The sequence below is a fragment of the Arthrobacter sp. Y3224055 genome (genome assembly GCF_059090825.1).
The window spans coordinates 530,308-553,139 of record NZ_JBNHGB010000002.1 but is presented as its reverse complement, the minus strand read 5'-3'; the positions used below and the strand labels follow the sequence as shown (position 1 = coordinate 553,139).

Here is a 22,832-nt window from a genome sequence, read left to right as displayed (position 1 = left end):
CGGCGCCCGACCGGCACTGAAGACGAGAGAGACATGTCAGAAACTTCACCGGCAGCCGATCGACCCGACGATGGGGCGGCGGCCGCACCGGAACAGCGGAAGGGCGCCGGCCGGTTCATCCTGCTGCTGGCCGGCTGCGCGGCGTTCGCCTATGCCTTCGACCAGCTGACCAAGTGGTGGGTGGTGTCCACCATGACCGAGGGCCAGATCACCCCGGTGCTGCCGCCGCTGCTGCACTGGCACTTCATCCGCAATTCCGGGGCCGCGTTCTCGATCGGCGAGGACTACACGTGGGTGTTCACCATCGTCATGACGGCCGTTTCCGCGGCGATCGTGGTCTACGCGCGCAAGGTCCGGTCCCTGTGGTGGTCCGTGGCGCTCGGCTTCCTGCTCGGCGGCGCGCTGGGCAACCTGACCGACCGACTGTTCCGCGAACCCGGCTTCGGTGTGGGCCACGTGGTGGACTTCATCGCCTTCCCCAACTTCGCCATCTTTAACATTGCCGACTCCGCCGTGGTGGGAGCGGTCATCCTGTGGTGCGTGTTGACCTTCATGGGCATCGGAATGGACGGTACCCGGGAGGCCCCCAAGGCCGCGGACAAGCCGGCCGGCGACGGCAAGGCGGCGGGGGAGAGCGGTGACTGACGACGTCAGGGTCGTGGAGCTGGACGCCCGGACAGCCGGCGCGCGGGCCGATACCGCGGTGGCCGCGCTGCTGGGAGTATCCCGCTCGGCGGCCGCAGCACTCCTCGGCGACGGACGCGTGGAATTGGACGGCCGGGTTATCGCCAAGTCGGAGAAGCTCCCGCAGGAGGGAAGCCTGCGCATTGCCGTACCCGAACAGCGGGATCCGCTCGCCGTCGTGGTGGAAGAGGTAGAGGATTTGAAGATTCTCGGAGACGAGGACGATTTCGTCGTCATCGACAAGCCGGTGGGCGTTGCCGCCCACCCGTCGCCGGGCTGGGTCGGCCCGACCGTCGTCGGCGCCCTGGCCGCCCGGGGCTACCGGATTTCGACGTCAGGCGCCGCCGAGCGGGCCGGCATCGTCCACCGCCTCGACGTGGGAACCTCCGGCGTCATGGTGGTCGCCAAGACCGAACACGGCTACACCCTGCTGAAGCGCGCGTTCAAGGAACGCACGGTGGACAAGGTCTACCACGCGCTGGTCCAGGGACTGCCGGACCCGCTGGAGGGCACCATCGATGCGCCGATCGGCCGGCATCCCGGCTACGACTGGCGGTTCGCCGTGGTCGAAGACGGCCGCAACTCGATCACCCACTACGAGGTACTCGAGGCCTTCGGCAGGGCTTCGCTGGTCGAGGTGCACTTGGAGACCGGCCGCACGCACCAGATCCGCGTGCACTTTTCCGCGCTGCGGCATCCGTGTGCCGGCGACCTGACATATGGCGCGGACCCCAAACTCGCCGCCGCACTGGGACTGACCCGGCAGTGGCTGCACGCCAAGAAACTTGGTTTCCACCACCCCGGCAGCGGGGAGTGGGTCGAATACGAGAGCGAGTACCCGCGGGACCTGGCCTACGCGCTGCAGGCGCTGGCCGAACACCGCGTGTAAGCCGGTACCGGCCGACTCCGGCACCTAGAATGAAACGGTGGCAGCAGTGACTTCATCCAAGATCGGCAACGATTCCTTCGTCCACCTTCACAACCACACCGAGTACTCGATGCTCGACGGTGCCGCGCGGCTGACCGACTTGTTCAGCCACGCCGATGAACTGGGCATGAACGCGGTGGCGACGACCGACCACGGGTTCGTTTTCGGCGCCTTCGATTTCTGGAACAAGGCCCGCAACGCCGGCATCAAGCCGATCGTCGGGGTGGAGGCGTATCTGACCCCGGGCACCGCCCGGGCGGACAAGACACGCGTGCGGTGGGGCGACGGCGGACGCAACGACGTCTCCGGCGCCGGCGCCTACACCCACATGACCATGTGGGCCGAGACCACCGAAGGCATGCACAACCTGTTCCGCGCCTCGTCGCTGGCCTCCCTGGAAGGCTACCTCTACAAGCCCCGGATGGACCGCGACCTGCTGCAGACCTACGGCAAGGGGCTGATCGCCACCACCGGCTGCCCGTCCGGCGAGGTCCAGACCAAGCTGCGACTCGGACTCTACGACGAGGCCAAGCAGGCCGCCTCCGATTTCCGGGACATCTTCGGCAAAGAGAACTTCTACTGCGAGTTGATGGACCACGGCCTGGACATCGAACGCAACGTCCAGGCCGACCTGCGGAAACTGGCCCGCGAACTCGGGCTGCCGTTCGTCGCCACCAACGACCTCCACTACACCCATGCCGAAGACGCCAAGTCGCACGCGGCGCTGCTGTGCGTGCAGTCCGGATCGACGCTGGCCGACCCGAAGCGCTTCAAGTTCGATGCGGACGAGTTCTACCTGAAATCGCCGGCGGAAATGCGCGCCATCTTCCGCGACGTCCCGGAGGCCTGCGACAACACGCTCCTGATCGCCGAGCGCTGCAACGTGGAGTTCAATACCAAGGCTTCCTACATGCCGCGCTTCCCGGTGCCGGAGGGGGAAAACGAGGAGTCCTGGTTCGTCAAGGAAGTCGAGAAGGGCCTGCACTACCGGTTCCCCCACGGCATTCCCGACGACGTGCGGAAGCAGGCCGAATATGAGATCGGCATCATCCTCCAGATGGGCTTCCCCGGCTACTTCCTGGTGGTCGCCGACTTCATCAACTGGTCGAAGGACCACGGCATCCGCGTGGGACCCGGCCGTGGTTCCGGCGCCGGCTCCATGGTCGCGTACGCGATGCGCATCACCGACCTGAACCCGCTAAAGCACGGGCTGATCTTCGAGCGCTTCCTGAACCCGGACCGCGTCTCGATGCCCGACTTCGACGTCGACTTCGACGACCGCCGCCGCCCCGAGGTGATTAAGTACGTCACCGAGAAGTACGGCGACGACCGCGTCGCCATGATCGTCACCTACGGCACCATCAAGGCCAAGCAGGCGCTGAAGGACTCGTCCCGCGTCATGGGCTATCCGTTCTCCACCGGCGAGCGGCTGTCCAAGGCGATGCCGCCGGACGTCATGGGCAAGGGCCTGACGCTGAAGGAAGTCCACGATCCCAACGCCAAGCGCTACGGCGAGGCCGAGGAGATGCGCGAGCTGCTCAAGTCCGACCAGGAGTCCGCGAAGGTCTTCGAAACCGCGCTGGGCCTGGAGGGGCTGAAGCGCCAATGGGGCGTGCACGCGGCCGGCGTGATCATGTCCTCGGAACCGCTGATCGACATCATCCCGATCATGCGCCGGGAGCAGGACGGCCAGGTCATTACGCAGTTCGACTACCCCACCTGCGAAGGCCTCGGCCTGATCAAGATGGACTTCCTCGGCCTGCGCAACCTGACGATCATCACGGACGCCATCGAGAACATCAAGATGAACCAGGACATCGACCTGGACCTTGAAACGCTCGACCTGGACGACCGGCCGTCCTACGAACTGCTGGCCCGCGGCGATACCCTCGGCGTGTTCCAGCTCGACGGCGGCCCCATGCGGTCCCTGCTGAAGATGATGCGCCCGGACAACTTCGAAGACATCTCCGCCGTCATCGCCTTGTATCGGCCGGGCCCGATGGGCGCGAACTCCCACACCAACTACGCCCTGCGCAAGACCGGCGTCCAAGAGATCACCCCGATCCATCCGGAGCTGGAAGAGCCGCTGCGGGAAATCCTGGATACCACCTACGGCCTGATCGTGTACCAGGAGCAGGTGATGGCGATCGCGCAGAAGGTGGCCGGCTTCTCGCTGGGCCAGGCGGACATCCTGCGCCGCGCCATGGGCAAGAAGAAGAAGTCCGAACTGGACAAGCAGTATGCGGGCTTCCACCAGGGCATGGTGGACCGCGGCTACTCGGAGGCGGCGGTCAAGGCGCTGTGGGACATCCTGCTGCCCTTCTCCGACTACGCGTTCAACAAGGCGCACTCGGCGGCCTACGGCCTGGTGTCCTACTGGACGGCCTACCTGAAGGCGCACTATCCGGCCGAATACATGGCCGCCCTGCTCACCTCGGTGGGCGACGACAAGGACAAGCTGGCGCTGTACCTGAACGAATGCCGGCACATGGGCATCACCGTGCTGCCGCCGGATGTGAACGAGTCGGCGCTGAACTTCACCCCGGTCGGCACGGACATCCGTTTCGGCATGGGCGCCATCCGCAACGTCGGCGCCAACGTGGTGCACGCCATGGTGGCCGCACGCGACGAGAAGGGCAACTTCGCCAGCTTCAGCGACTTCCTGCAGAAGGTCCCGGCCGTGGTGTGCAACAAGCGCACCATCGAGTCGCTGGTCAAGGCCGGCGCGTTCGACTCGCTGGGCCATCCGCGCCGCGCCCTGGCCATGATCCACGAAGAAGCGGTGGACTCGGTCATCGTGCTCAAGCGCAACGAGGCGGCCAACCAGTTCGACCTCTTCAGCGCGTTCGACGACGGCGGCGAAACCGCCGGGGGTCTGTCGGTCGACGTGCCGGACCTGCCCGAGTGGGACAAGAAGGACAAGCTCGCGTTCGAGCGGGACATGCTCGGCCTGTATGTCTCGGACCACCCGCTGCAGGGGCTGGACGGGATCCTGAGCCAGCACGCGGACCTGTCCATCACGTCCGTGATCGGCGAGGACGGCCCGCCGGACGGGCAGATCATCACCATCGCGGGCATGATCACGTCGCTGCAGCGCCGGATCGCCAAGAACAGCGGCAACGCCTACGCCCGTGCCGAGGTCGAGGACCTGGGCGGTTCCATGGAAGTGATGTTCTTCGGGCAGGCCTACGCGCCGATCGCCACCGTGCTCGCGGAAGACCTGATCGTGGTGGTCCGCGGCCGGCTGCAGCGCCGCGACGACGGTGCCGTCACCCTGAATGCCCAGGAACTCACCGTTCCGGACCTGAGCGACGGGCACTCCGGGCCCGTCGTGATCTCGATGGCCAGCTTCAAGGCCACCGAGTCGGTGGTCACCGCGCTGGGCGACGTGCTGCGCACCCACCCGGGCACCACCGAGGTGCAGGTGCGGCTGAACGGCTCGCGCAAGGTCGAGGTGATGAAGCTCGGGGTGGACCTGCGGGTCAATCCGAACCCCTCGCTGTTCGGCGACCTCAAGGTCCTGCTCGGGCCGGCCTGCCTCGATGCCTGACCGGGCGGCGGCGCCGGGTCAGTAGAATGGGTGCGTGACTTCTGCAGCCTCGGCCAACACCTTCACCGATTTCCCCACCCTTGACCTGCGCGGCCGCCGGCTAGGCACCGCCGAACTCAAGGCGGCCATGCCGCGGGCGGAGACCACCTTCGACGCCGCCACCGGCGCCGTAGAGGAAATCATCGGCAAGGTCCGGGCGGGCGGGTTCGCCGCGTTGGCGGAGCTTGCCCGCCGGTTCGACGGGGTGGAGCAACTGCATCCCCGGGTGCCGGCGGCCGCGCTGGAGGAAGCCCTGGAACTGCTCGATCCGCAGGTCCGCGCCGGCCTGGAGGAATCGATCGCGCGGGCCCGGCGGTTCGCCGCGGCGCAAAAGCCGGGGGACACCGACGTCGAGATCGGTGACGGAGCGGTGGTGACGCACAAGTGGATCCCGGTGAACCGGGTGGGCCTCTACGTCCCGGGCGGGCTGGCGGTGTACCCGTCATCTGTCGTCATGAACGTTGTGCCCGCCCAGGCCGCCGGCGTGGCGTCCATCGCCCTCGCGTCGCCGCCGCAGAAGGACTTCGGCTCGCTCCCACACCCGACAATCCTGGCCGCCGCCAGGCTGCTGGGAATCGACGAGGTGTACGCCATCGGCGGCGCGCAGGCGGTGGCGGCGTTCGCCTACGGCGCGCCCGCGAACGGGCACGGCCCGGCGCTGGAGCCGGTGGACGTCGTCACCGGCCCCGGCAACGTCTATGTGGCCACGGCCAAGAGGCTGGTCAAGAGCGTGGTGGGGATCGACGCCGAGGCCGGCACCACCGAGATCGCCATCCTGGCGGACGAGACTGCCAATCCGGCGTTCGTGGCCGCCGACCTCATCAGCCAGGCCGAGCACGACCCGCACGCCGCCTCCGTCCTGATCACGGCTTCTGAGGAACTGGCGGCGGCAGTGCGCCGGGAACTCGGCGAGCAGGTCGCCCGGACCAAACACGCCGCCCGCGTCCGCGAGGCGCTGTCCGGCCCGCAGTCGGGGACCATCCTGGTGGACGGGCTGGAACAGGGCATCGCCGTCTGCGACGCCTACGCCGCCGAACACCTGGAGATCCAGACCGCCGACGCGGCCGCGGTAGCCGCCCGCATCCGCAACGCCGGAGCGATCTTCGTGGGCGACTACAGCCCGGTGAGCCTGGGCGACTACTGCGCCGGCTCCAACCACGTGCTGCCCACCAGCGGCACCGCCACCTTCGCCAGCGGCCTGAACGTGACGACCTTCCTGCGCGCCGTCCAGGTGGTCAATTACGGCGACGCGGCGCTGCGGGAAGTCAGCGGGCACATCGCCGCGCTGGCCCGAGCCGAGGACCTCCCGGCCCACGGCGACGCCGTCGCCATCCGGTTCGCCTGAACGGGCCCAAACCCCAACATGTAGTAATCACAGTCTTGTAATTCACCTAGATATGGTTCTAGGATGAATAAGTTGGCTGTCCCGAAGGAAGGAGTGTGGCGTGTACTGTCCGTTCTGCCGTAACTCCGATTCCCGGGTGGTGGACAGCCGGCTGACCGATGACGGTTCCGCGATCCGGCGGCGCCGCCAGTGTCCGGCCTGCGGGCGGCGCTTCACCACAGTGGAGACCACCAGCCTCAGCGTGATCAAGCGCTCCGGGGTCAGCGAGCCGTTCAGCCGGACCAAGGTCGTCAACGGCGTGCGCAAGGCCTGCCAGGGCCGTCCCGTGACGGAAGACGACCTGGCCATGCTGGCCCAGGAAGTCGAGGAGTCGGTCCGCGCCAGCGGTGCCGCGGAAATCGACGCGCATGAGGTGGGCCTGGCCATCCTGGGGCCGCTGAAGAAGCTGGACCTGATCGCCTACCTGCGGTTCGCCAGCGTCTACCAGGGCTACGAATCGCTGGAGGATTTTGAATCCGCGATCGACCAGCTGCGCCACGATGCGCAGAGGAACGGCCAGCAGGGGCCCGAAGGCCGGCAACGGCCGTTGACAGCGCAGTAGCGCGACCAAGACTCCGGTGGCGGCTGCGGAGGGGAAGCCGAGGCCGCCACCGGCACCAACCTCCCGGTTGCCGGCCTATTTGGCGAAGCCGAAGTGCAGGGCCGCCTGCAGGGCCGCCCCCACGATGCCGGCGTTGTTGCGCAGCTGGGCCGGGATGATCGGCGTGGCCAGCTGAAGCCGGGGCAGGAAGTCCTCGCTGCGTTTCGAGATGCCACCGCCGATGATGAACAGCTCCGGCGAGAACAGGAACTCGACGTGCGAAAAGTACCGCTGCAGGCGCTGCGAGTACTCCGCCCAGTCCAAGCCGTCGCGTTCGCGGGCCACGGCGGAAGCCTTCGACTCGGCGTCGTGCCCGTCCAGCTCCAGGTGGCCCAGCTCGGCGTTCGGGACCAGCTTGCCGTCGAAGATGAACGCGGAGCCGATGCCCGTGCCCAGGGTGATGACCAGCACGGTTCCCTTCACCCCCGCACCCGCCCCGTAGCGGACCTCCGCCAGGCCGGCCGCGTCGGCGTCGTTCATCACCTGGACGGGGCGGGACATCCGGTGCGTGAGCAGCGCGTCCACGTCGGTCCCGATCCAGCGCTCGTCCACGTTGGCCGCCGACCGTGCAATGCCGTGGCGGATGATGGCGGGGAATGTCACGCCCACCGGCCGGTCGGATTCCGGTCCCTCCGGGCGGGCGCTGAGTTCTTTGACGATGCGCGCGACGACGTCGGCCACGGCCTCCGGACTGGACGGACGGGGCGTGTCATAGCGGATGCGGTCGCCGACCAGGATGCCCTTTTTGAGGTCGACGATGCCGCCCTTGATGCCGGTTCCGCCGATATCGATGCCGATCGCCGACCGGGCCGCCCGCTTGGCTGCCTTCTTGGCCACGATGTCCTCGGTCGCCATGCCACCTCCGTGCGCGTTGAGACCCGGCGTGCCTCGCCGGACTACCGGAAGCCTACCCGCTGTGTCCGGCGGTGTCAGGCTGCGAAAAGCTAGGGGAGGGTAAGGATTTCCGCCCCGGTCTCGGTGACCACCAGCGTGTGCTCGAACTGGGCGGTCCGCCTGCGGTCCTTCGTGACGACCGTCCAGTTGTCATCCCACATCTCCCACTCGATCGTGCCCAGGGTCAGCATGGGCTCGATGGTGAAAACCATGCCCGGCTCGATCGCCCGGCTGTAGGCCGGGGCGGCATCGTAGTGCGGGATGATCAGGCCGGTGTGGAAGGCCTCGCCGACGCCGTGGCCGGTGAAATCGCGGACCACGCCGTAGCCGAAACGCCTGGCATAGGACTCGATGCTCCGGCCGATGACGTTGATCTCCCGTCCCGGGGCCACGGCCTTGATGCCGCGGCGCAGCGACTCCTGGGTGCGCTCGACCAGCAGGCGGGACTCTTCATCGACGTCGCCGACCAAAAAGGTGTAGTTCGTGTCCCCGTGGACGCCGTCCAAATACGCGGTGATATCGATGTTGACGATGTCCCCGTCCTGCAGCACGGTGGTATCCGGAATGCCGTGGCAGATCACTTCATTCACCGAGGAACAGATCGACTTGGGGAAGCCGCGATAGCCCAGGCAGGAGGGATACGCGCCGTGGTCCAGCAGGAATTCATGCCCGATGCGGTCCAACTCGTCGGTGGTCACGCCCGGCTCGATGTGCTTGCCCACCTCCACGATGGCCTGTGCGGCGATCCGCCCGGCGACGCGGATTTTTTCGATGGTCTCCGGCGTCTTGACCTCCGAGCCGGTGAATTTGGCCGGCGCCGGCTTCCACGCGTACTCGGGCCGGACGATCGAAGGAGGAACGGGCAACGGGGGGCTGACGGTGCCTTGAACGAGGGTTCCGACGGGTGCTGTTGCTGCGTTGTGGGGCATAGTATCGATCATATAGGTGCTGCAGAGGTGCCCGACAGCGGAGGGGCAACAGCCTTCGCACGCTGCCGGGCGCCGTCAACGTAAGGAGGCCGGCATGGCGGATTTCTGGTACAACGTGGTCACCCATCAGGTGGAAGTGGGCGCCCAGTCCGACTGGACGCAGCTGATCGGCCCCTACGAGACCCGCGAAGAGGCCGAGCACGCACTGGAAAAGGTGCAGCGGCGCAACGAGGAGTGGGACGCGGAGGACGACTGACCCGCCGGCGCCTGCTCCGGGCGCGGGGTTTACGGACCCAAAGGACGGGGTGCCTAGAAGGAGTGCTCCGGGCCGGGGAACACGCCGTCCTGGACGTCCGAGCGGAAGGCGGCGGCGGCGTCGGAAATGATGGTGCGCACGTCCGCATACTGTTTGACGAACTTCGCCATCTTGCCGCCGCGCAGGCCGACCATGTCCTGCCAGACCAGGACCTGGCCGGTGGTCGACGGTCCGGCCCCGATCCCGATCGTGGGGACACGCAGGGCCTGGTCCACCTTGGCGGCCGCCTCGGCCGGAACCATCTCCATGAGCACGGCGAAGGCTCCGGCCGCTTCCAGGGCCAGGGCGTCGTCGATGAGCCGTTCGGCGTCGTCGCCGCGGCCCTGCACCCGGTAGCCGCCCAGCGCATGTTCGCTCTGCGGAGTGAAGCCGATATGCGCCAGTACCGGAACTCCGGCCTGCACCATGGCCCGGACGGTGTCCGCATAGTAGGCGCCGCCCTCCATTTTCACCGCGTGGACGCCGGTCTCCTTCAGGAAGCGCACGGCCGATTCCACCGCCTGCGCCGGCGACACCTCGTAGCTGCCGAAGGGCAGGTCGGCAACGACGAACGCGCTGCGGGCCGAGCGGGCGACCGCCCGGCAGAGCGGCAGCATCTCGTCCACGGTGATCGGCAGGGAAGTCTCGTTGCCCAGGACGTTGTTGGACGCCGAGTCCCCGATCAGCAGCACCTCGATGCCGGCGGCGTCGAAAATCTCCGCGGTGTACTGGTCATACGCCGTCAACATCGCGAAGCGCCGGCCCTCGTCCTTGGCCTGCTGCAGGTGGTGGATGCGGGTGCGGCGGGCCGGGCGGGAAGCCGATGCCGCCGCCGGCGTGCCGTAAGGAGCCGGCTGCTCGGCGCCGGAAGACTGTGAAGTGGGCATGTGGTAGAGCCTAATCCTCAGGCGTCCGCTTCCTCCACTCTGTCGCGGACGCGTTACCGGGGGCGCCAACTTCGGTTGTGCTGCCAGTAGGCTAAAGGGAAGCAGACCACCGCAGGCTTTGGCATGCAGTTTTTGGATGCCGTGGCCCGGACACAGCGAAAGGCAGCACATGGACCGTCAGCAGGAATTCGTCCTCCGTACCATCGAGGAACGCGACGTGCGCTTTGTCCGGCTCTGGTTCACCGACATCGTCGGGTCGCTGAAATCCGTGGCGCTGGCCCCTGCGGAGGTCGAAGGCGCCTTCGAGGAGGGGCTCGGCTTCGACGGCTCCTCTATTGAAGGACTGGCCCGGGTCTTCGAGTCCGACATGCTGGTCCAGCCGGATCCCACCACGTTCCAGATCCTGCCGTGGCGGGGCGAAGCGGAGCAAACGTCCCGGATGTTCTGCGACGTGCTCACCCCCGACGGCGAACCGTCCACCGCCGACCCGCGCAATGTCCTCAAGCGGACGCTGGGCAAGGCCGCGGAGATGGGCTTCACTTGCTACACGCACCCCGAAATCGAGTTCTACCTGCTCAAGTCCGACCAGCTGGGTCCGGACGGGGTCCCGGTGCCCGTGGACCACGCCGGGTATTTTGACCACGTGCCCGGCGGTGTTGCCCAGGACTTCCGCCGCACCGCGGTGACCATGCTGGAAAACGTGGGCATCTCGGTGGAGTTCAGCCACCACGAGGACGGGCCCGGCCAAAACGAAATCGACCTCCGGTACGCCGATGCCCTGCAGACGGCGGACAACATCATGACCTTCCGCACGGTGGTCAAGGAAGTGGCGTTGATGGAGGGCATCTACGCCACCTTCATGCCCAAGCCGTTCTCCGACCACCCGGGTTCCGGCATGCACACGCACTTTTCGCTGTTCGAGGGAGACTCGAACGCCTTCTTCGAAGCCGGCGCCGAATTCCAGCTCTCCAAGACGGCGCGCCAGTTCATGGCCGGGATCCTGCGCCATGCGCCCGAATTCACCGCCGTCACCAACCAATTCGTCAACTCCTACAAGCGCCTGTGGGGTGGGGGAGAGGCCCCCAGTTACGTGTCCTGGGGCCACAACAACCGGTCGGCGCTGCTGCGGGTGCCGCTGTACAAGCCGAGCAAGGGCCAGTCCGCCCGGGTGGAATACCGGGGCATCGACTCGGCGGCCAATCCCTACCTGTCCTACGCGGTGCTCCTGGGCGCCGGGCTCAAGGGCATCGAGGAGGGCTACGAGTTGCCGCCGGCCGCCGAGGACGACGTGTGGAGCCTGAGCACCGCCGAGCGGCGGGCCATGGGCCTGGACCCGTTGCCGTCCAGCCTGCATGACGCCATCCGCACCATGGAGGAGTCGGAGCTGGTGGCCGGGATCCTGGGCGAACAGGTGTACGAGATTTTCCTGCGCAACAAGCGGGCCGAGTGGCACGACTACCGCCTGCAGGTCACCCCGCACGAGCTGAAGCGCAACATCGGAATCCTCTAGGGCGGACACGTGCTGACGAACCGGCGCTTGATCGCCCGAGGATTCCACGATCTGGAGCGCAGCACCCGGTTCCTGCAGGCCAGGGAACTGTCCGGCATCAGCCAGGAGCGGCTGGAGGCCGGGTTCGCGGTCAGCGCCGACCCGGACCAGGCGCTGGTGTCGCTGGTGCGACTGCTGGAGAAAAACCCGTCCCTGGCGGACGTCATCAACATGGGCGGCGACGGCAGCGAAGCCCTGTTCCGGCTGCTCGGGGCTTCCGAGGCCCTGGCGGACTTCCTGCTCCGCCGGCCGGAGCATCTGGACGTCCTCGACACGGACATCGGACCGGAACCCGGCCGGGTGCCGGCATCCCGCCTGCGCAGCTCGCTGCTGCGTTCCGTCGGGGCGGACCCCTTGTCGGGACAACCGGTCGCCTCGTTTTCGGGCAAGGACGCCTACGTCGCGCTGCGGAGCACGTACCGCCGGCACCTGTCCGAACTGGCGATCCGGGACCTCTCCGCGGCCTCGCCGGTCGACTTCCTGCCGGACGCCGCCCGGGAACTGGCGGACCTGGCCGCGGCCGCGCTGGACGCCGGGCTTGCGGTGGCCCGGGCCGAAGCAGCGGAACGTTACGGCGCCGGCGACGTCGCGGCCGTGCGGCTGGCCATCATCGGCATGGGCAAGTGCGGGGCCGGGGAGCTGAACTATATTTCCGACGTCGACGTGGTGTACGTCGTCGAGGCCGACGGGCTCGCCGACACCGAGGCCGGGGTGATCGGCGCGGCGCTGGCCAGCGGAACGGCCCGCGTCATCTCCTCGCCCGGCCCGGAACCAGGGCTCTGGGAAGTCGACGCCAACCTGCGCCCGGAGGGCAAGGACGGGCCGCTGGTCCGGACGCTGGACTCGCACCTGACGTACTACCGGCGCTGGGCGCAGAGCTGGGAGTTCCAGGCACTCCTGAAGGCCCGGGCCGTGGCCGGGGATGCCGAGCTGGGCCGCCGGTACGAGGAAGCGGTGTCGCCGTTGGTGTGGTCCTCGTCGGAACGGGAAGGGTTCGTCGAGTCGGTGCAGTCCATGCGCCGCCGGGTCACCGAAAACATCCCGGCCCATGAGCGCGGCCGTCAGATCAAGCTGGGCCGCGGCGGGCTTCGCGACGTCGAATTCACGGTCCAACTGCTGCAGCTGGTGCATGCCCGGGTAGACGAATCCATCCGCCAGCGCGACACGACGTCGGCCATCGCGGCGTTGAGCACGGCGGGCTACATCTCGCGCGCCGACGCGCAGGAATTCGATGAGGCCTACCGGTACCTGCGCGTCCTGGAACACCGGATCCAGTTGGTGCACCTGCGCCGGACCCACTTGATGCCCGACGACGAGCAGGCGCAGCGCGTGCTGGCCAAAGCCGCGCAGGGAGCGCTGCTCGAGAGGCGGCCGGCGCCGGCCGAGCTGCTGGAGAAGTGGCAGCAGACCAAGCGCAGGGTGCGGGCGCTGCACGAGCGCATCTTCTACCGGCCGCTGCTGGCCGCAGCCTCCAACCTGAGCCTGGACGAGGTGCGGCTGACCCCGGAGGCGGCGCAGGGCCGGCTGGCCGCGCTGGGCTACCAGGATCCGCGGGGTGCGATGCGTCATATCGAGGCCCTGACCGGCGGAGTCAGCAGGAAGGCGTTGCTGCAGCGCCAGCTGCTCCCGGTCTTGCTGGAATGGATCGCTTCCGGCGTGGACCCGGACGCGGGCCTGCTGGGCTTCCGCCGGCTGAGCGAACGGCTGGGAGACTCGCACTGGTACCTGGGCATGCTGCGGGACTCGAGCTCGGCCGCCGAACGCCTGTGCCACATCCTTTCCAGCAGCCGCTTCATCACGGACCTGCTGGAGGTCTCGCCGGAGTCCACGGCCTGGCTGGGCACCGACAAGGACCTCGTACCGCTCAGCTTCGACGCCCAGTGGCAGGAAATCCGGTCCAAGATGTCCCGCCATCCGGTGCCCGAGGAGGCCATCCGGCTGATCCGGCTGATCCGGCGCCGGGAAACGCTGCGCATCGCGCTCGCCGACTCCTCCGGGCTGCTGGAGCAGTCCCAGGTCGGGGCCGCTCTGGCGGACGCCGACCGTGCCGCCGTGCTCGGCGCGCTCCACGTCGCGGAAACCTCCGTGCTGGAGTCCGAGGAACGGCTGACGGCCCTGTTGGTGGTGGCCATGGGCCGGCAGGGCGGACGGGAAATCAGCTACGGCTCGGATGCCGACGTCATGTACGTGCACCGGCCCTTGCCGGGGGCCGACCCCGGCCTGGCCCAGCAGCAGGCGGAGCGCATTGTCACGCGGATCTCTTCCCTCCTGAAGCAGCCCTGCACACCCCCGGTGCTGGCCGAACGGGTGCTCGAAGTGGATGCGGCGCTGCGGCCGGAAGGCAAGAACGGGCCGATGGTGCGCTCGCTGGACTCCTACCGCGAGTATTACCAACGCTGGTCCCTGGTCTGGGAGGCGCAGGCCTTGCTGCGCGCCCGCCCGATGGCCGGCGACGACAACCTGGCGGACGAGTTCATCGCGCTCGTGGATCCGATCCGCTACCCGGAGGGGCTGGGAAGCGATCAGGTGCGCGAAATCCGCCGGATCAAGGCGCGGGTGGAATCGGAGCGGCTCCCGCGCGGCGCCGATCCGGCCCGCCATCTGAAGCTGGGCCGCGGGGGACTCAGCGACGTGGAGTGGCTGGTCCAGCTGCTGCAGCTGGAGCACGCCCGGAAGCTCCCGGAGCTGCGCACCACCAACACGCTCGAAGCGCTCTCCGCCATCGCCGCCGCCGGGCTGCTGCCGGGCGAGGACGCCGCCGCCCTCGGGCGAAGCTGGAGCCTTGCCACCCGGATCCGGTCGGCCAATGTGATCTGGGCGGGCAAGAACTCGGACGTCCTGCCGGCCTCGCGCCGGGACCTCGAAGCGGTGGCACGCTGGTGCGGTTACGAGCCCGGGAACGCTGCGGCGATCGAGGAAGACTACCTGCGCCTGACCCGCCGCGCCCGGGCCATCTTCGAGCGCTACTTCTACGGTTACGGCACCTAGCCTCCCCGACGCCAAGTGGTGCTGCCGGTCACCGGTCTGTACCCTCAATGAGGATCTTTTGCGCCTTGCACAGGCTGTACAGGCGTGCCCTGAGAACAAATCTAGGAGCTGTTTAGTTTGCACACCCTCCAACGCACCGGGCTGGGACGGCGCCTGCTGGCCCTGACCGGACTGCTGGCGGTGCTCTCGCTGGTCTTCGGCGGCAACGCGGCCGCGGCCGCGGCCCAGGCGCCGCAGAGCGCCAGCGGCAAGAGCTACGTCATCGGTACCGACACGACGTTCGCCCCCTTCGAGTTCCGCCAGGGCGGCGAACTGGTCGGCATCGACATGGACCTGCTGCGGGCGATCGCCGAGAACCAGGGTTTCGAGGTGGAAATCCGGTCGCTCGGGTTCGACGCCGCGCTGCAGGCGCTGCAGTCCAACCAGGTGGATGGAGTCATCGCCGGCATGTCCATCACGGACGAGCGCCGGCAGGTCTTCGACTTCTCCGACCCGTACTTCGACTCGGGTGTGCAGATGGCCGTGGCGCAGAGCAACAACGAGATCACCTCGTACGAGGACCTCGCGGGCGAGACGGTCGCGGTCAAGCGCGGCAGCGAGGGTGAAGCCTTCGCCGACTCCATTGCCGAAGAGTACGGTTTCACGGTCAAGCCGCTGGACCAGTCGGCCACCATGTACGACGACGTCAAGGCCGGCAACTCCGTGGCAGTCTTCGACGACTACCCGGTGCTGGCCTACGGCATCGCCCAAAACAACGGGCTGAAGGCCGTCACGGAGAAGGAACGCGGAAGTTCCTACGGCTTCGCGGTCAACAAGGACCAGAATCCCGAACTGATCGCAGCCTTCAACGCCGGCCTGGCCGAGCTCAAGGCCAGCGGCGAATACCAGCAGATCCTGGACAAGTACCTCGCTTCGCCGGAGACCGCCGGGAAGAGCAGCTTCTGGCAGCTGTTGACGGACAGCCTCCCCGCCCTGATGAAGGGCCTGGGACTCACGCTGTTCGCCACGGCGGTCTCGATCATCATCGCCCTGGTCCTGGGCGTCGCCTTCGGGTTCCTGAAGGTATCCCGCCGGATCGTGCTGCGCGGGATCGCGACCACCTACGTGGGCATCTTCCGCGGCACGCCGTTGCTGGTCCAGGCGTTCTTCTTCTACTTCGGCCTGCCGCAGCTGACCGGGGCGCCGATCGACGTCCTCACCGCCGGCGTGCTGACGCTGAGCCTGAACGCCGGCGCCTACATGACGGAGATCGTCCGCGGCGGCATCCAGTCCGTCGATCCAGGCCAGATGGAAGCCAGCCGCAGCCTGGGCCTGGGCTACGTCAAGTCGATGCAGAAGGTCGTGATCCCGCAGGCGGTCAAGATCATGACCCCCAGTTTCATCAACCAGTTCGTCATCACGCTCAAGGACAGCTCCCTGCTCGCGGTCATCGGTTTCGCCGAACTGACCTACCAGGGCCAGCAGATCTACGCCTCCAACTTCCGCACCGGCGAAACGCTGCTGATCGTGGCGGCGTTGTACTTCGTGGTGATCACCGCGCTGATCAAGCTTTCCAACATCCTGGATAAGAGGTTCAACAAGTGAGCAAGATTCACGTCGCCGGACTCAGAAAAAGCTTTGGCAGCAACGAGGTCCTCAAGGGCCTCGACGTCGAGGTGGCCGAAGGCGAAGTCGTCTGCGTGATCGGGCCGTCCGGCTCCGGCAAGTCGACCTTCCTGCGCTGCCTGAACAAGCTGGAGGACATCAGCGGGGGAACCGTGGTGGTTGACGGTTTCGACCTGACCGACCCGAAGGTCGACCTGGACAAGGTGCGCCAGCACATCGGCATGGTCTTCCAACACTTCAACCTGTTCCCACACAAGTCCGTGTTGGAGAACATCATGCTGGCCCCGGTGGAGCTCAAGAAGCTCGGGAAGGCCGAAGCACGCAGCAAGGCCCTGGAACTGCTGGAGAGGGTCGGGCTGTCCGAGAAGGCCGACGCCCGCCCGGCCCAGCTCTCTGGCGGACAGAAGCAGCGCGTGGCCATCGCGCGGGCATTGGCCATGAACCCCGACATCATGCTCTTCGACGAGGCCACCAGCGCCCTGGACCCGGAGATGGTGGGGGAGGTGCTGCAGGTCATCAAGGACCTGGCGGCGGAAGGCATGACCATGGTGGTGGTCACCCACGAGATGGGCTTCGCCCGCGAAGTCTCGGACCGCGTCATCTTCATGGCCGACGGCAACATCGTGGAGGAAGGCAGGCCGGAGGCACTCTTCGGCGCCCCGCAGCAGGCACGTACCCAGGACTTCCTGGCCAAGGTCCTCTGAGGTCCTCTGACCGGCCGACGGCGGTGCCCTCCGATGCGCGGGGGCGCGCCGCCGTCGGGCCCCCGCCCTGTAGGTGTGTGGCCGGGAACAGGGCGCCGGGCTAGGCTGAGGCCGGAACCCAACCGAAGGAGGCGCCGGACATGACCGACATCGATGTGCTTGGACGCGAACACCTGGCCGTGGCCGTCGGAGCGCCGCACGGTCGCAGTGCCGCCTTGGTGGCCCAGGACGGTCCGCTGCGCCAGACGGTGTTGGCCTTGAAGGCCGGGGCGGAGCTGGGGGAGCACAACGCCCCGCTGGCCGGCACGCTGCTGGTCCTGGAAGGGGCGGTCACCGTGGTGTCCGCGTCCGGCCGCATGGCCGTCAACCAGAACCAGCTCGCCGTGATCCCGCAGGAGCGGCACTCGGTGGAGGCGTCCGAGGACTCGGTGTTCCTGCTGACAGCCGTCACCGAGACACGCCGGGACAGCTGAACGGCGCCGCCGGGACCCACCGGGACAGCCGAGCAACGCGCCGGGCCTTGCCCGCATGGCGCGTCGCGCGTCACCTGCGCAGCGCGCTGCGGATGATCGCCACCACTCCCGCGAACAGCAGCGCGGTGGCCGTCAGCACCAGCGAATAGGCGACTCCGACGCGCAGGATGACCAGGAACACCAGGAAGGTAACGGCAGCGCCGATGAGCGCGGCCCTGACCGGTCGCGGCGTGCGGCCCTGAGGTGCGGGCTCCCCGCTTTCGCCCATGGGCTTCATTTTGCCACGCCTCGAAGTCGCAGCCGAGGCTCTCTCCGGCAGCCGCTCACTTGTGCGGACCAATCGGCCGACGGGCGAAAGCGCCGGGAGCGCAGACAACGCGTGAGGCTCCTCCCGTGGCAGGAGGAGCCTTAGGCGCCGTACCGACTCGCGCGGATTAATCGCGGCTTGCCGCCGATTCAGGCATGATCCAGGTTTTTTGTCGTTGGTGATCAATGAATGGAATGGGCCGTTTTGAGGACCTATTGCGGACTGAATGCCGAGTCCCCCGGCATGGTGAGCCGGGGGACTTGGCTGGTCAGTCTGTTACTTCTGTTCGATAGCCACAGCTATGCGCTTCAGGTAGCCGATCATCACCAGCATCATGGCTGGAATAGTGCCTGAAAACATTAAGGCGTTTCCGCCGTTGCCTGCGAAGACGAGACCGAGAATCAGGCAGATGAAGGCCAACACAGTGCCGATGCCGACCATCACGTCTCCGGCCCGCTTGTTATTCGTTTTCTTGTTTTCCCCAACTGTTGTCATGGCGCTGATTATGGCACGCCACCTGTCCAATGCCTCGTACATACGTTCCGCTCTATGTCGAGCCGCTGGGCTGTCGCCAGCGTCTTCTCGTGAAGGGCAAAGACCCGGAACCGTTGCCCACGCAGGATGCATCCAGGGGCGCGGCCAAGATTCCCACTTCGACGCTTACGGCCACGGGGCCAGCCCTACCGGAAGGTGCAAGCTGAGCGTCTAGACGATGAACTGGTGTCCTCGCGCTGTGTGTGTTTCGACTGAGAGGCCGCTGACCTGAACCTTCGCACGTCACTCGTATATAGTGACGACTTCAGAGTTCATTTCACCGGTTTCCGGGTCCACGATCATCTCGTCGCTCTGACGGAATATGCGGATCCGGTCGATCATCATTTGCCGCGCTGCGTTGAGGCCTGCTTTGACTGCCGTCACCGAGCCCAAATATCCGGTCCGTTTCCGGTACAGGTGGAGCACTGCCAGTTCTGGCAGGGTGAGGCCGTCCAGGGGGCCGAAGGTCTGGGAGAAGTCGTCCATCTTAAACCGTTTGGCCTGCTGTGGTTTGACTACGAGGCGGGCGGTCGCGGTTTTGATAACGGCGGCAAGGTTGGCGTTCGGCTCGGTTTCCTAAAGCCACTGGCTCGGACGTTACTGTCGACTGGCAGGTGTCCCCGGCCAGGGAGACAAGCTCTGTATTATCTCCCCGGCCCAGGAAGTCGGCCAAGTGCTGCCCGGTGACCGTTGCCATGCCTAAGCTCCTGCTCGGTCCTCAGAACACCTTCGGGACGCAACAGGCCCAGATCGAAGCGGGCCGTCACGCGGATCGCATGTTCGTCGTACTCGGCGTAGCGCTGCTCCAGAGCCTTCACAGTCGGGTTGGTGTCGCGAGCAACGGCGACTTCGGCCATGTTCGCCAGCACGGTCCTGCAGAACGGAGGAGCAGTTCGTTTTTGAAGCGGATAAGGGTCTTGCTGGACTTCCGGTTGGTCGGGATCAGCGAGACTTCATCAAAGTCCACTTCATGCTCAGGGATCAGTGCACCTTCCCCTACCCATGACGGCTCTTAGGAAGAAACTAGCTTGGGTATGCGCAGCGGCTCGGCGGTGTCGAAAAATGCGGGGGCTGGTTGCCAAGACTACAGAGGCCGATTCGAGTGGCTGAATTAGGAGGCTGGAAACCTGCTCTCGGAGCAGTTCCGGGTTGCGGTCGTGGTCTCAGTCATCAGATTGGCACTAACGATGTGGAGGAAAGTTTCTTTGTTCCTCGTGCCGCCAGGACAACGGTGAGGGCCGGATTCCGGCACGGCCCTCACCGATACTCCTAGCGGGTATCTATTGCTGCACGAACTTGCCAGGAGTCGGCTTTACTCGTTTGGTGACGATTCCCCATCCGTTGACGGTGTTGCCGTCCCCGTCGCTGGATGATGTGTTCTGCGGGTTCAGCGCGGACAGTTCTTGAGCGATGGAGAGCAGTGCTGCCACCTCGGCTACCTTGAGTCGCTGATCAACGGACAGATGATCCAGGTCAGTGATGCTGCCTGAACTCTGCCCCTTTGCAGCGCCGATGGTCTCGGCCAATGAATCCCATGCATCGTGGTAGTCGTTACTCATGTTGTCCTCTTCTACAGTGCGCGTGACCGGAGGATACCGGCGAGGTCCACGCTAGCGGAGAGCGCGGACGTTATGCCCTGCCCGACGTCGCCGCGCTCTGGGCGCTGCATAACGCTATGCCGGAAACCATGCGGCCAGCAATCTTGTTAGCCGCCTTCGCCGGGTTACGTGTGGCTGAGGCTGTCGCCCTGCGTTGTGAGGACGTGGACTTCATGCGCGGGGTCGTATCGCTCGCTGTGCAGGATCCTAACAAACCGCTAAAGACTGAAATCTCCACGACGCCTATTCCCATTTCACGAGATCTCGCACTTGAGCTAAGCAAGATGCCGGCCCGGTTCGGTTCGGAAACCATCGTCGCGTCGGAGTGGGTCGTCCTATGGCTCCGTATACTCTAGAACGCTATTTTCGCGACGTGCGCGTTTCTGTAGAGGGGTTGCCGGAGGATTCCGCTACCAAGATCTGAGGCACTACTTCGCGTCGCTGCTGATCGCCTCGGGCCTGATGTGAAGGTAGTGCAGCGGTGCCTGCGTCACGCCTCGGCGAAGACCACGCTGGACACTTACGGGCAAATAGATCCCGGACAAAGGAGAGTCCGCACGAGCAGCCCCCACCGAAGTGATGGCCCCTCGTACGGACTCTCTGCGGACTAACCCCATTAGCCGCGGAATCTAGCTAGCAGCCGTAGTAGAGCTCGAATTCGTACGGGTTCGGGCGGGCGGCCAGCGGCGCGATTTCCTCTTCGCGCTTGTAGGCGATCCAGGTGTCGATCAGGTCCTGGGTGAAGACACCGCCGGCCTGCAGGAACTCGTTGTCCGCCTCCAGTGCCTCGAGCGCTTCCTCCAACGAACCCGGAGCCTTCTGGATGTCCTTGGCTTCCTCGGCGGGCAGCTCGTACAGGTCCTTGTCGATCGGGTCGGCCGGCTCGATTCGGTTCTTGATGCCGTCCAGGCCCGCCATCAGCTGCGCGGCGAAGGCCAGGTAGGGGTTGGAACTGGGGTCCGGAGCACGGAACTCGATGCGCTTGGCCTTCGGGTTGGAGCCGGTGATCGGGATGCGGATGCCGGCCGACCGGTTGCCCTGCGAGTAGACCATGTTCACCGGGGCCTCGAAGCCCTTGACCAGCCGGCGGTATGAGTTGACCGTCGGGTTGGTGAACGCCAGCACGGCGGAAGCATGCTTGAGCAGGCCGCCGATGTACCAGCGGGCCGTGTCGGAGAGGCCGGCGTAGCCCTTCTCGTCGTAGAACAGCGGCTGCCCGCCGGTCCAGAGCGACTGGTGGCAGTGCATGCCGGAGCCGTTGTCGCCGAACACGGGCTTGGGCATGAACGTGGCGGACTTGCCCCAGGCGTCGGCGACGTTCTTGACGATGTACTTGAACTTCAGCAAATCGTCGGCCGCGTGCGTCAGCGTGCTGAACTTGTAATTGATCTCGGCCTGGCCGGCGGCGCCGACCTCGTGGTGGGAGCGCTCGACCTCGAGGCCGACGGCGTCCAGCTCCACGCAGATCGCGTCGCGCAGGTCCGCCTGCTTGTCGGTGGGGGCCACCGGGAAGTAGCCGCCCTTGACCGGGGTCTTGTACCCCTGGTTCCCGCCTTCTTCCCGCTTCCCGGAGTTCCAGTAGGCCTCGACCGAGTCCACCCTGTAGAAGGAATGCTCGGGGCTGGACTGGTAGCGGACGTCGTCGAAAATAAAGAATTCGGCTTCCGGGGCGAAGAACGCGGTGTCGGCGATGCCGGTGGAGGCCAGGTACGCCTCGGCGCGCTCGGCCACGCCGCGGGGGTCGCGGTGGTAGGGGTCGCCGGTGCGCGGGTTCACGATGGAGAAGTTCAGCGCCAGCGTCTTCTCGACGCGGAAGGGATCGATGAAGGCGGTCGAAACATCCGGGATCAGCTGCATGTCGGACTCGGCGATGCCTTGGAAGCCGCGGATCGAGGAGCCGTCGAAGAGTTGGCCGTTCACGAAGAAGTCCGCGTCAACGGTCTTGGCCGGCACGTTGAAGTGCTGCTGGACGCCGGGCAGATCGGTGAAACGGATATCGACGAACTTAACGTCTTCGTCGGCGATGTACTTGAGGACCTCGTCCGCATTCTTGAACATCGGGTCATGCTCCTTACGCATTCTGGGGGAACCTGCCTCCGCTGTACGGGGCCGGCAACAGTTACAACAATAGGAGCAGGGAATTTCCCGACAGTGTCGCAAGTGTTTCGGGCAGGTTACGAAATCGATGTGCACTGCAAGTTTACCGTCAGTGGCCTTCACGCTTTACCGGCGGGAACTCTGGCCCGCACCCCGGGGAAACCCCGTTACAGGCTGGACCGGTAAACTTGAGGGGTGGTAAGCAGACGCGATCTTGGTTCCTGGCTCGAAGGCCCCCCGCAGTCCAACATCCAGAAATGGCCCGGGCAGCGGCTCGGGCTCCCGCAATCCGGGCCCGGCTCGATTGCGCGTCCGGGGCGCCGGTTCGTGGCGCTGCTCATCGACTGGCTCCTGTGCTACGCGATCGCGAACGCCTTCCTGGGCGGCAGCCAGCTGGCCATCTTGGGGGTGTTCGCCGTCGAGCAGCTGCTGCTGGTGGGGACGCTCGGCTACAGTTTCGGCCACCGACTGCTCGGCATCCACGTGCGCAAACTCGACGGCTCCGCCCCCGGCTTGCTGGCCGCCGTCGTGCGCACCGTCCTCCTGTGCCTGGTGATTCCGGCGGTTATTTTCGACCCCGACCAGCGAGGCTTCCACGATCGCGCCATGGGCACCGTGCTGGTGCGCCGCTGAGCCAAGCGTTCCTCGATCGTGCCGTGAGCACCACCGTCCCGGCGCCCCGCTGAGCCGGCGCCTCACTGCAGGCCTCAAGCCTGCTGTCTGGCGCGATGCGTTAAACCCGAAAGGCTGCCGGTGAAACCGGCAGCCTTTCGGGTTTAACGGGCG

Annotated in this window: 21 protein-coding genes; 12 read left to right on the top strand and 9 right to left on the bottom strand. The window is 66.4% G+C overall.

All coding sequences use genetic code 11. The annotated features are described in order from the left end of the window. Nucleotides 1-33 precede the first annotated feature (33 nt). The 5 genes from lspA (at nucleotide 34) to nrdR (ending at nucleotide 7,147) form a co-directional block, all read left to right on the top strand. Nucleotides 34-645 carry a signal peptidase II gene (lspA, locus tag AC5RTY_RS07885; protein WP_494013812.1) on the top strand — a complete coding sequence of 204 codons (612 nt, stop codon included), beginning with the start codon at nucleotides 34-36 and terminating at the stop codon, nucleotides 643-645. Beyond that, nucleotides 638-1,573, top strand: coding sequence for an RluA family pseudouridine synthase (locus AC5RTY_RS07880; RefSeq protein ID WP_494139331.1), 936 nt, complete (start codon nucleotides 638-640; stop codon nucleotides 1,571-1,573). Before lspA ends, AC5RTY_RS07880 begins: the two co-directional genes overlap by 8 nt. 46 nt (nucleotides 1,574-1,619) lie before the next feature. Beyond that, nucleotides 1,620-5,162 carry a DNA polymerase III subunit alpha gene (gene dnaE / locus AC5RTY_RS07875; protein ID WP_494014120.1) on the top strand — a complete coding sequence of 1,181 codons (3,543 nt, stop codon included), beginning with the start codon at nucleotides 1,620-1,622 and terminating at the stop codon, nucleotides 5,160-5,162. A 34-nt stretch (nucleotides 5,163-5,196) separates the two neighbouring features. Continuing rightward, nucleotides 5,197-6,546, top strand: coding sequence for a histidinol dehydrogenase (hisD, locus tag AC5RTY_RS07870; protein WP_494139330.1), 1,350 nt, complete (start codon nucleotides 5,197-5,199; stop codon nucleotides 6,544-6,546). Nucleotides 6,547-6,646: 100 nt separating this feature from the next. Further along, the gene (gene nrdR / locus AC5RTY_RS07865) at nucleotides 6,647-7,147 is read left to right on the top strand and encodes a transcriptional regulator NrdR (RefSeq protein ID WP_493999479.1); all 501 of its coding nucleotides are present in this window, start codon (nucleotides 6,647-6,649) and stop codon (nucleotides 7,145-7,147) included. A 75-nt stretch (nucleotides 7,148-7,222) separates the two neighbouring features. Here the strand turns inward: nrdR and ppgK are convergent, their stop codons facing one another. Further along, nucleotides 7,223-8,023: a polyphosphate--glucose phosphotransferase gene (gene ppgK / locus AC5RTY_RS07860; RefSeq protein WP_493978006.1), complete on the bottom strand. Its 801-nt coding sequence runs from the start codon at nucleotides 8,021-8,023 to the stop codon at nucleotides 7,223-7,225. 107 nt (nucleotides 8,024-8,130) lie between these two features. Further along, nucleotides 8,131-9,009: a type I methionyl aminopeptidase gene (gene map, locus AC5RTY_RS07855; protein WP_493999480.1), complete on the bottom strand. Its 879-nt coding sequence runs from the start codon at nucleotides 9,007-9,009 to the stop codon at nucleotides 8,131-8,133. Between the two features lie 16 nt (nucleotides 9,010-9,025). On the opposite strand from map, the gene AC5RTY_RS07850 reads away from it, so the two are divergent. Continuing rightward, nucleotides 9,026-9,265, top strand: a complete 240-nt coding sequence (locus tag AC5RTY_RS07850) for an SPOR domain-containing protein (protein ID WP_493999481.1) — start codon at nucleotides 9,026-9,028, stop codon at nucleotides 9,263-9,265. Nucleotides 9,266-9,318: 53 nt separating this feature from the next. Here AC5RTY_RS07850 and panB read toward each other — a convergent pair whose 3' ends face one another. After that, on the bottom strand, nucleotides 9,319-10,191 hold the full coding sequence (gene panB, locus AC5RTY_RS07845; RefSeq protein WP_494023236.1) for a 3-methyl-2-oxobutanoate hydroxymethyltransferase: 873 nt from the start codon (nucleotides 10,189-10,191) through the stop codon (nucleotides 9,319-9,321). A 169-nt stretch (nucleotides 10,192-10,360) separates the two neighbouring features. Between panB and AC5RTY_RS07840 the strand changes: the two genes are divergently transcribed. From AC5RTY_RS07840 to AC5RTY_RS07820, 5 genes are all read left to right on the top strand, one after another. Continuing rightward, the gene (locus tag AC5RTY_RS07840) at nucleotides 10,361-11,701 is read left to right on the top strand and encodes a glutamine synthetase family protein (RefSeq protein WP_493977944.1); all 1,341 of its coding nucleotides are present in this window, start codon (nucleotides 10,361-10,363) and stop codon (nucleotides 11,699-11,701) included. 9 nt (nucleotides 11,702-11,710) lie between these two features. Beyond that, entirely contained in the window at nucleotides 11,711-14,728 is a 3,018-nt protein-coding gene (locus tag AC5RTY_RS07835; RefSeq protein ID WP_494139329.1) for a bifunctional [glutamine synthetase] adenylyltransferase/[glutamine synthetase]-adenylyl-L-tyrosine phosphorylase, read from the top strand. A gap of 117 nt (nucleotides 14,729-14,845) precedes the next feature. Further along, entirely contained in the window at nucleotides 14,846-16,312 is a 1,467-nt protein-coding gene (locus AC5RTY_RS07830; RefSeq protein ID WP_494139328.1) for an amino acid ABC transporter substrate-binding protein/permease, read from the top strand. Further along, nucleotides 16,309-17,037, top strand: a complete 729-nt coding sequence (locus AC5RTY_RS07825; RefSeq protein ID WP_494013817.1) for an amino acid ABC transporter ATP-binding protein — start codon at nucleotides 16,309-16,311, stop codon at nucleotides 17,035-17,037. Before AC5RTY_RS07830 ends, AC5RTY_RS07825 begins: the two co-directional genes overlap by 4 nt. A gap of 140 nt (nucleotides 17,038-17,177) precedes the next feature. Next, nucleotides 17,178-17,510, top strand: coding sequence for a cupin domain-containing protein (locus AC5RTY_RS07820; protein WP_493977940.1), 333 nt, complete (start codon nucleotides 17,178-17,180; stop codon nucleotides 17,508-17,510). Nucleotides 17,511-17,580: 70 nt separating this feature from the next. On the opposite strand, the gene AC5RTY_RS07815 is transcribed toward AC5RTY_RS07820, so the two are convergent. The 6 genes from AC5RTY_RS07815 to glnA all read right to left on the bottom strand — a co-directional run bounded on the left by AC5RTY_RS07815 (nucleotide 17,581) and on the right by glnA (nucleotide 22,007). Further along, nucleotides 17,581-17,778, bottom strand: a complete 198-nt coding sequence (locus tag AC5RTY_RS07815; RefSeq protein ID WP_493999486.1) for a hypothetical protein — start codon at nucleotides 17,776-17,778, stop codon at nucleotides 17,581-17,583. Between the two features lie 315 nt (nucleotides 17,779-18,093). Further along, on the bottom strand, nucleotides 18,094-18,312 hold the full coding sequence (locus tag AC5RTY_RS07810) for a hypothetical protein (RefSeq protein ID WP_494139327.1): 219 nt from the start codon (nucleotides 18,310-18,312) through the stop codon (nucleotides 18,094-18,096). A gap of 282 nt (nucleotides 18,313-18,594) precedes the next feature. Further along, nucleotides 18,595-18,837 (bottom strand): hypothetical protein, encoded by a 243-nt coding sequence (locus AC5RTY_RS07805; protein ID WP_494139326.1) that lies wholly within the window; start codon nucleotides 18,835-18,837, stop codon nucleotides 18,595-18,597. 158 nt (nucleotides 18,838-18,995) lie between these two features. Next, nucleotides 18,996-19,208 carry a hypothetical protein gene (locus tag AC5RTY_RS07800; protein WP_494139325.1) on the bottom strand — a complete coding sequence of 71 codons (213 nt, stop codon included), beginning with the start codon at nucleotides 19,206-19,208 and terminating at the stop codon, nucleotides 18,996-18,998. 423 nt (nucleotides 19,209-19,631) lie between these two features. Further along, nucleotides 19,632-19,910: a hypothetical protein gene (locus AC5RTY_RS07795; RefSeq protein WP_494139324.1), complete on the bottom strand. Its 279-nt coding sequence runs from the start codon at nucleotides 19,908-19,910 to the stop codon at nucleotides 19,632-19,634. Nucleotides 19,911-20,582: 672 nt separating this feature from the next. Further along, the gene (glnA, locus tag AC5RTY_RS07790; RefSeq protein WP_493967363.1) at nucleotides 20,583-22,007 is read right to left on the bottom strand and encodes a type I glutamate--ammonia ligase; all 1,425 of its coding nucleotides are present in this window, start codon (nucleotides 22,005-22,007) and stop codon (nucleotides 20,583-20,585) included. Nucleotides 22,008-22,241: 234 nt separating this feature from the next. Here glnA and AC5RTY_RS07785 point away from each other — a divergent pair, with 234 nt between their 5' ends. Continuing rightward, the gene (locus AC5RTY_RS07785) at nucleotides 22,242-22,679 is read left to right on the top strand and encodes an RDD family protein (protein ID WP_493999487.1); all 438 of its coding nucleotides are present in this window, start codon (nucleotides 22,242-22,244) and stop codon (nucleotides 22,677-22,679) included. Nucleotides 22,680-22,832 lie beyond the last annotated feature (153 nt).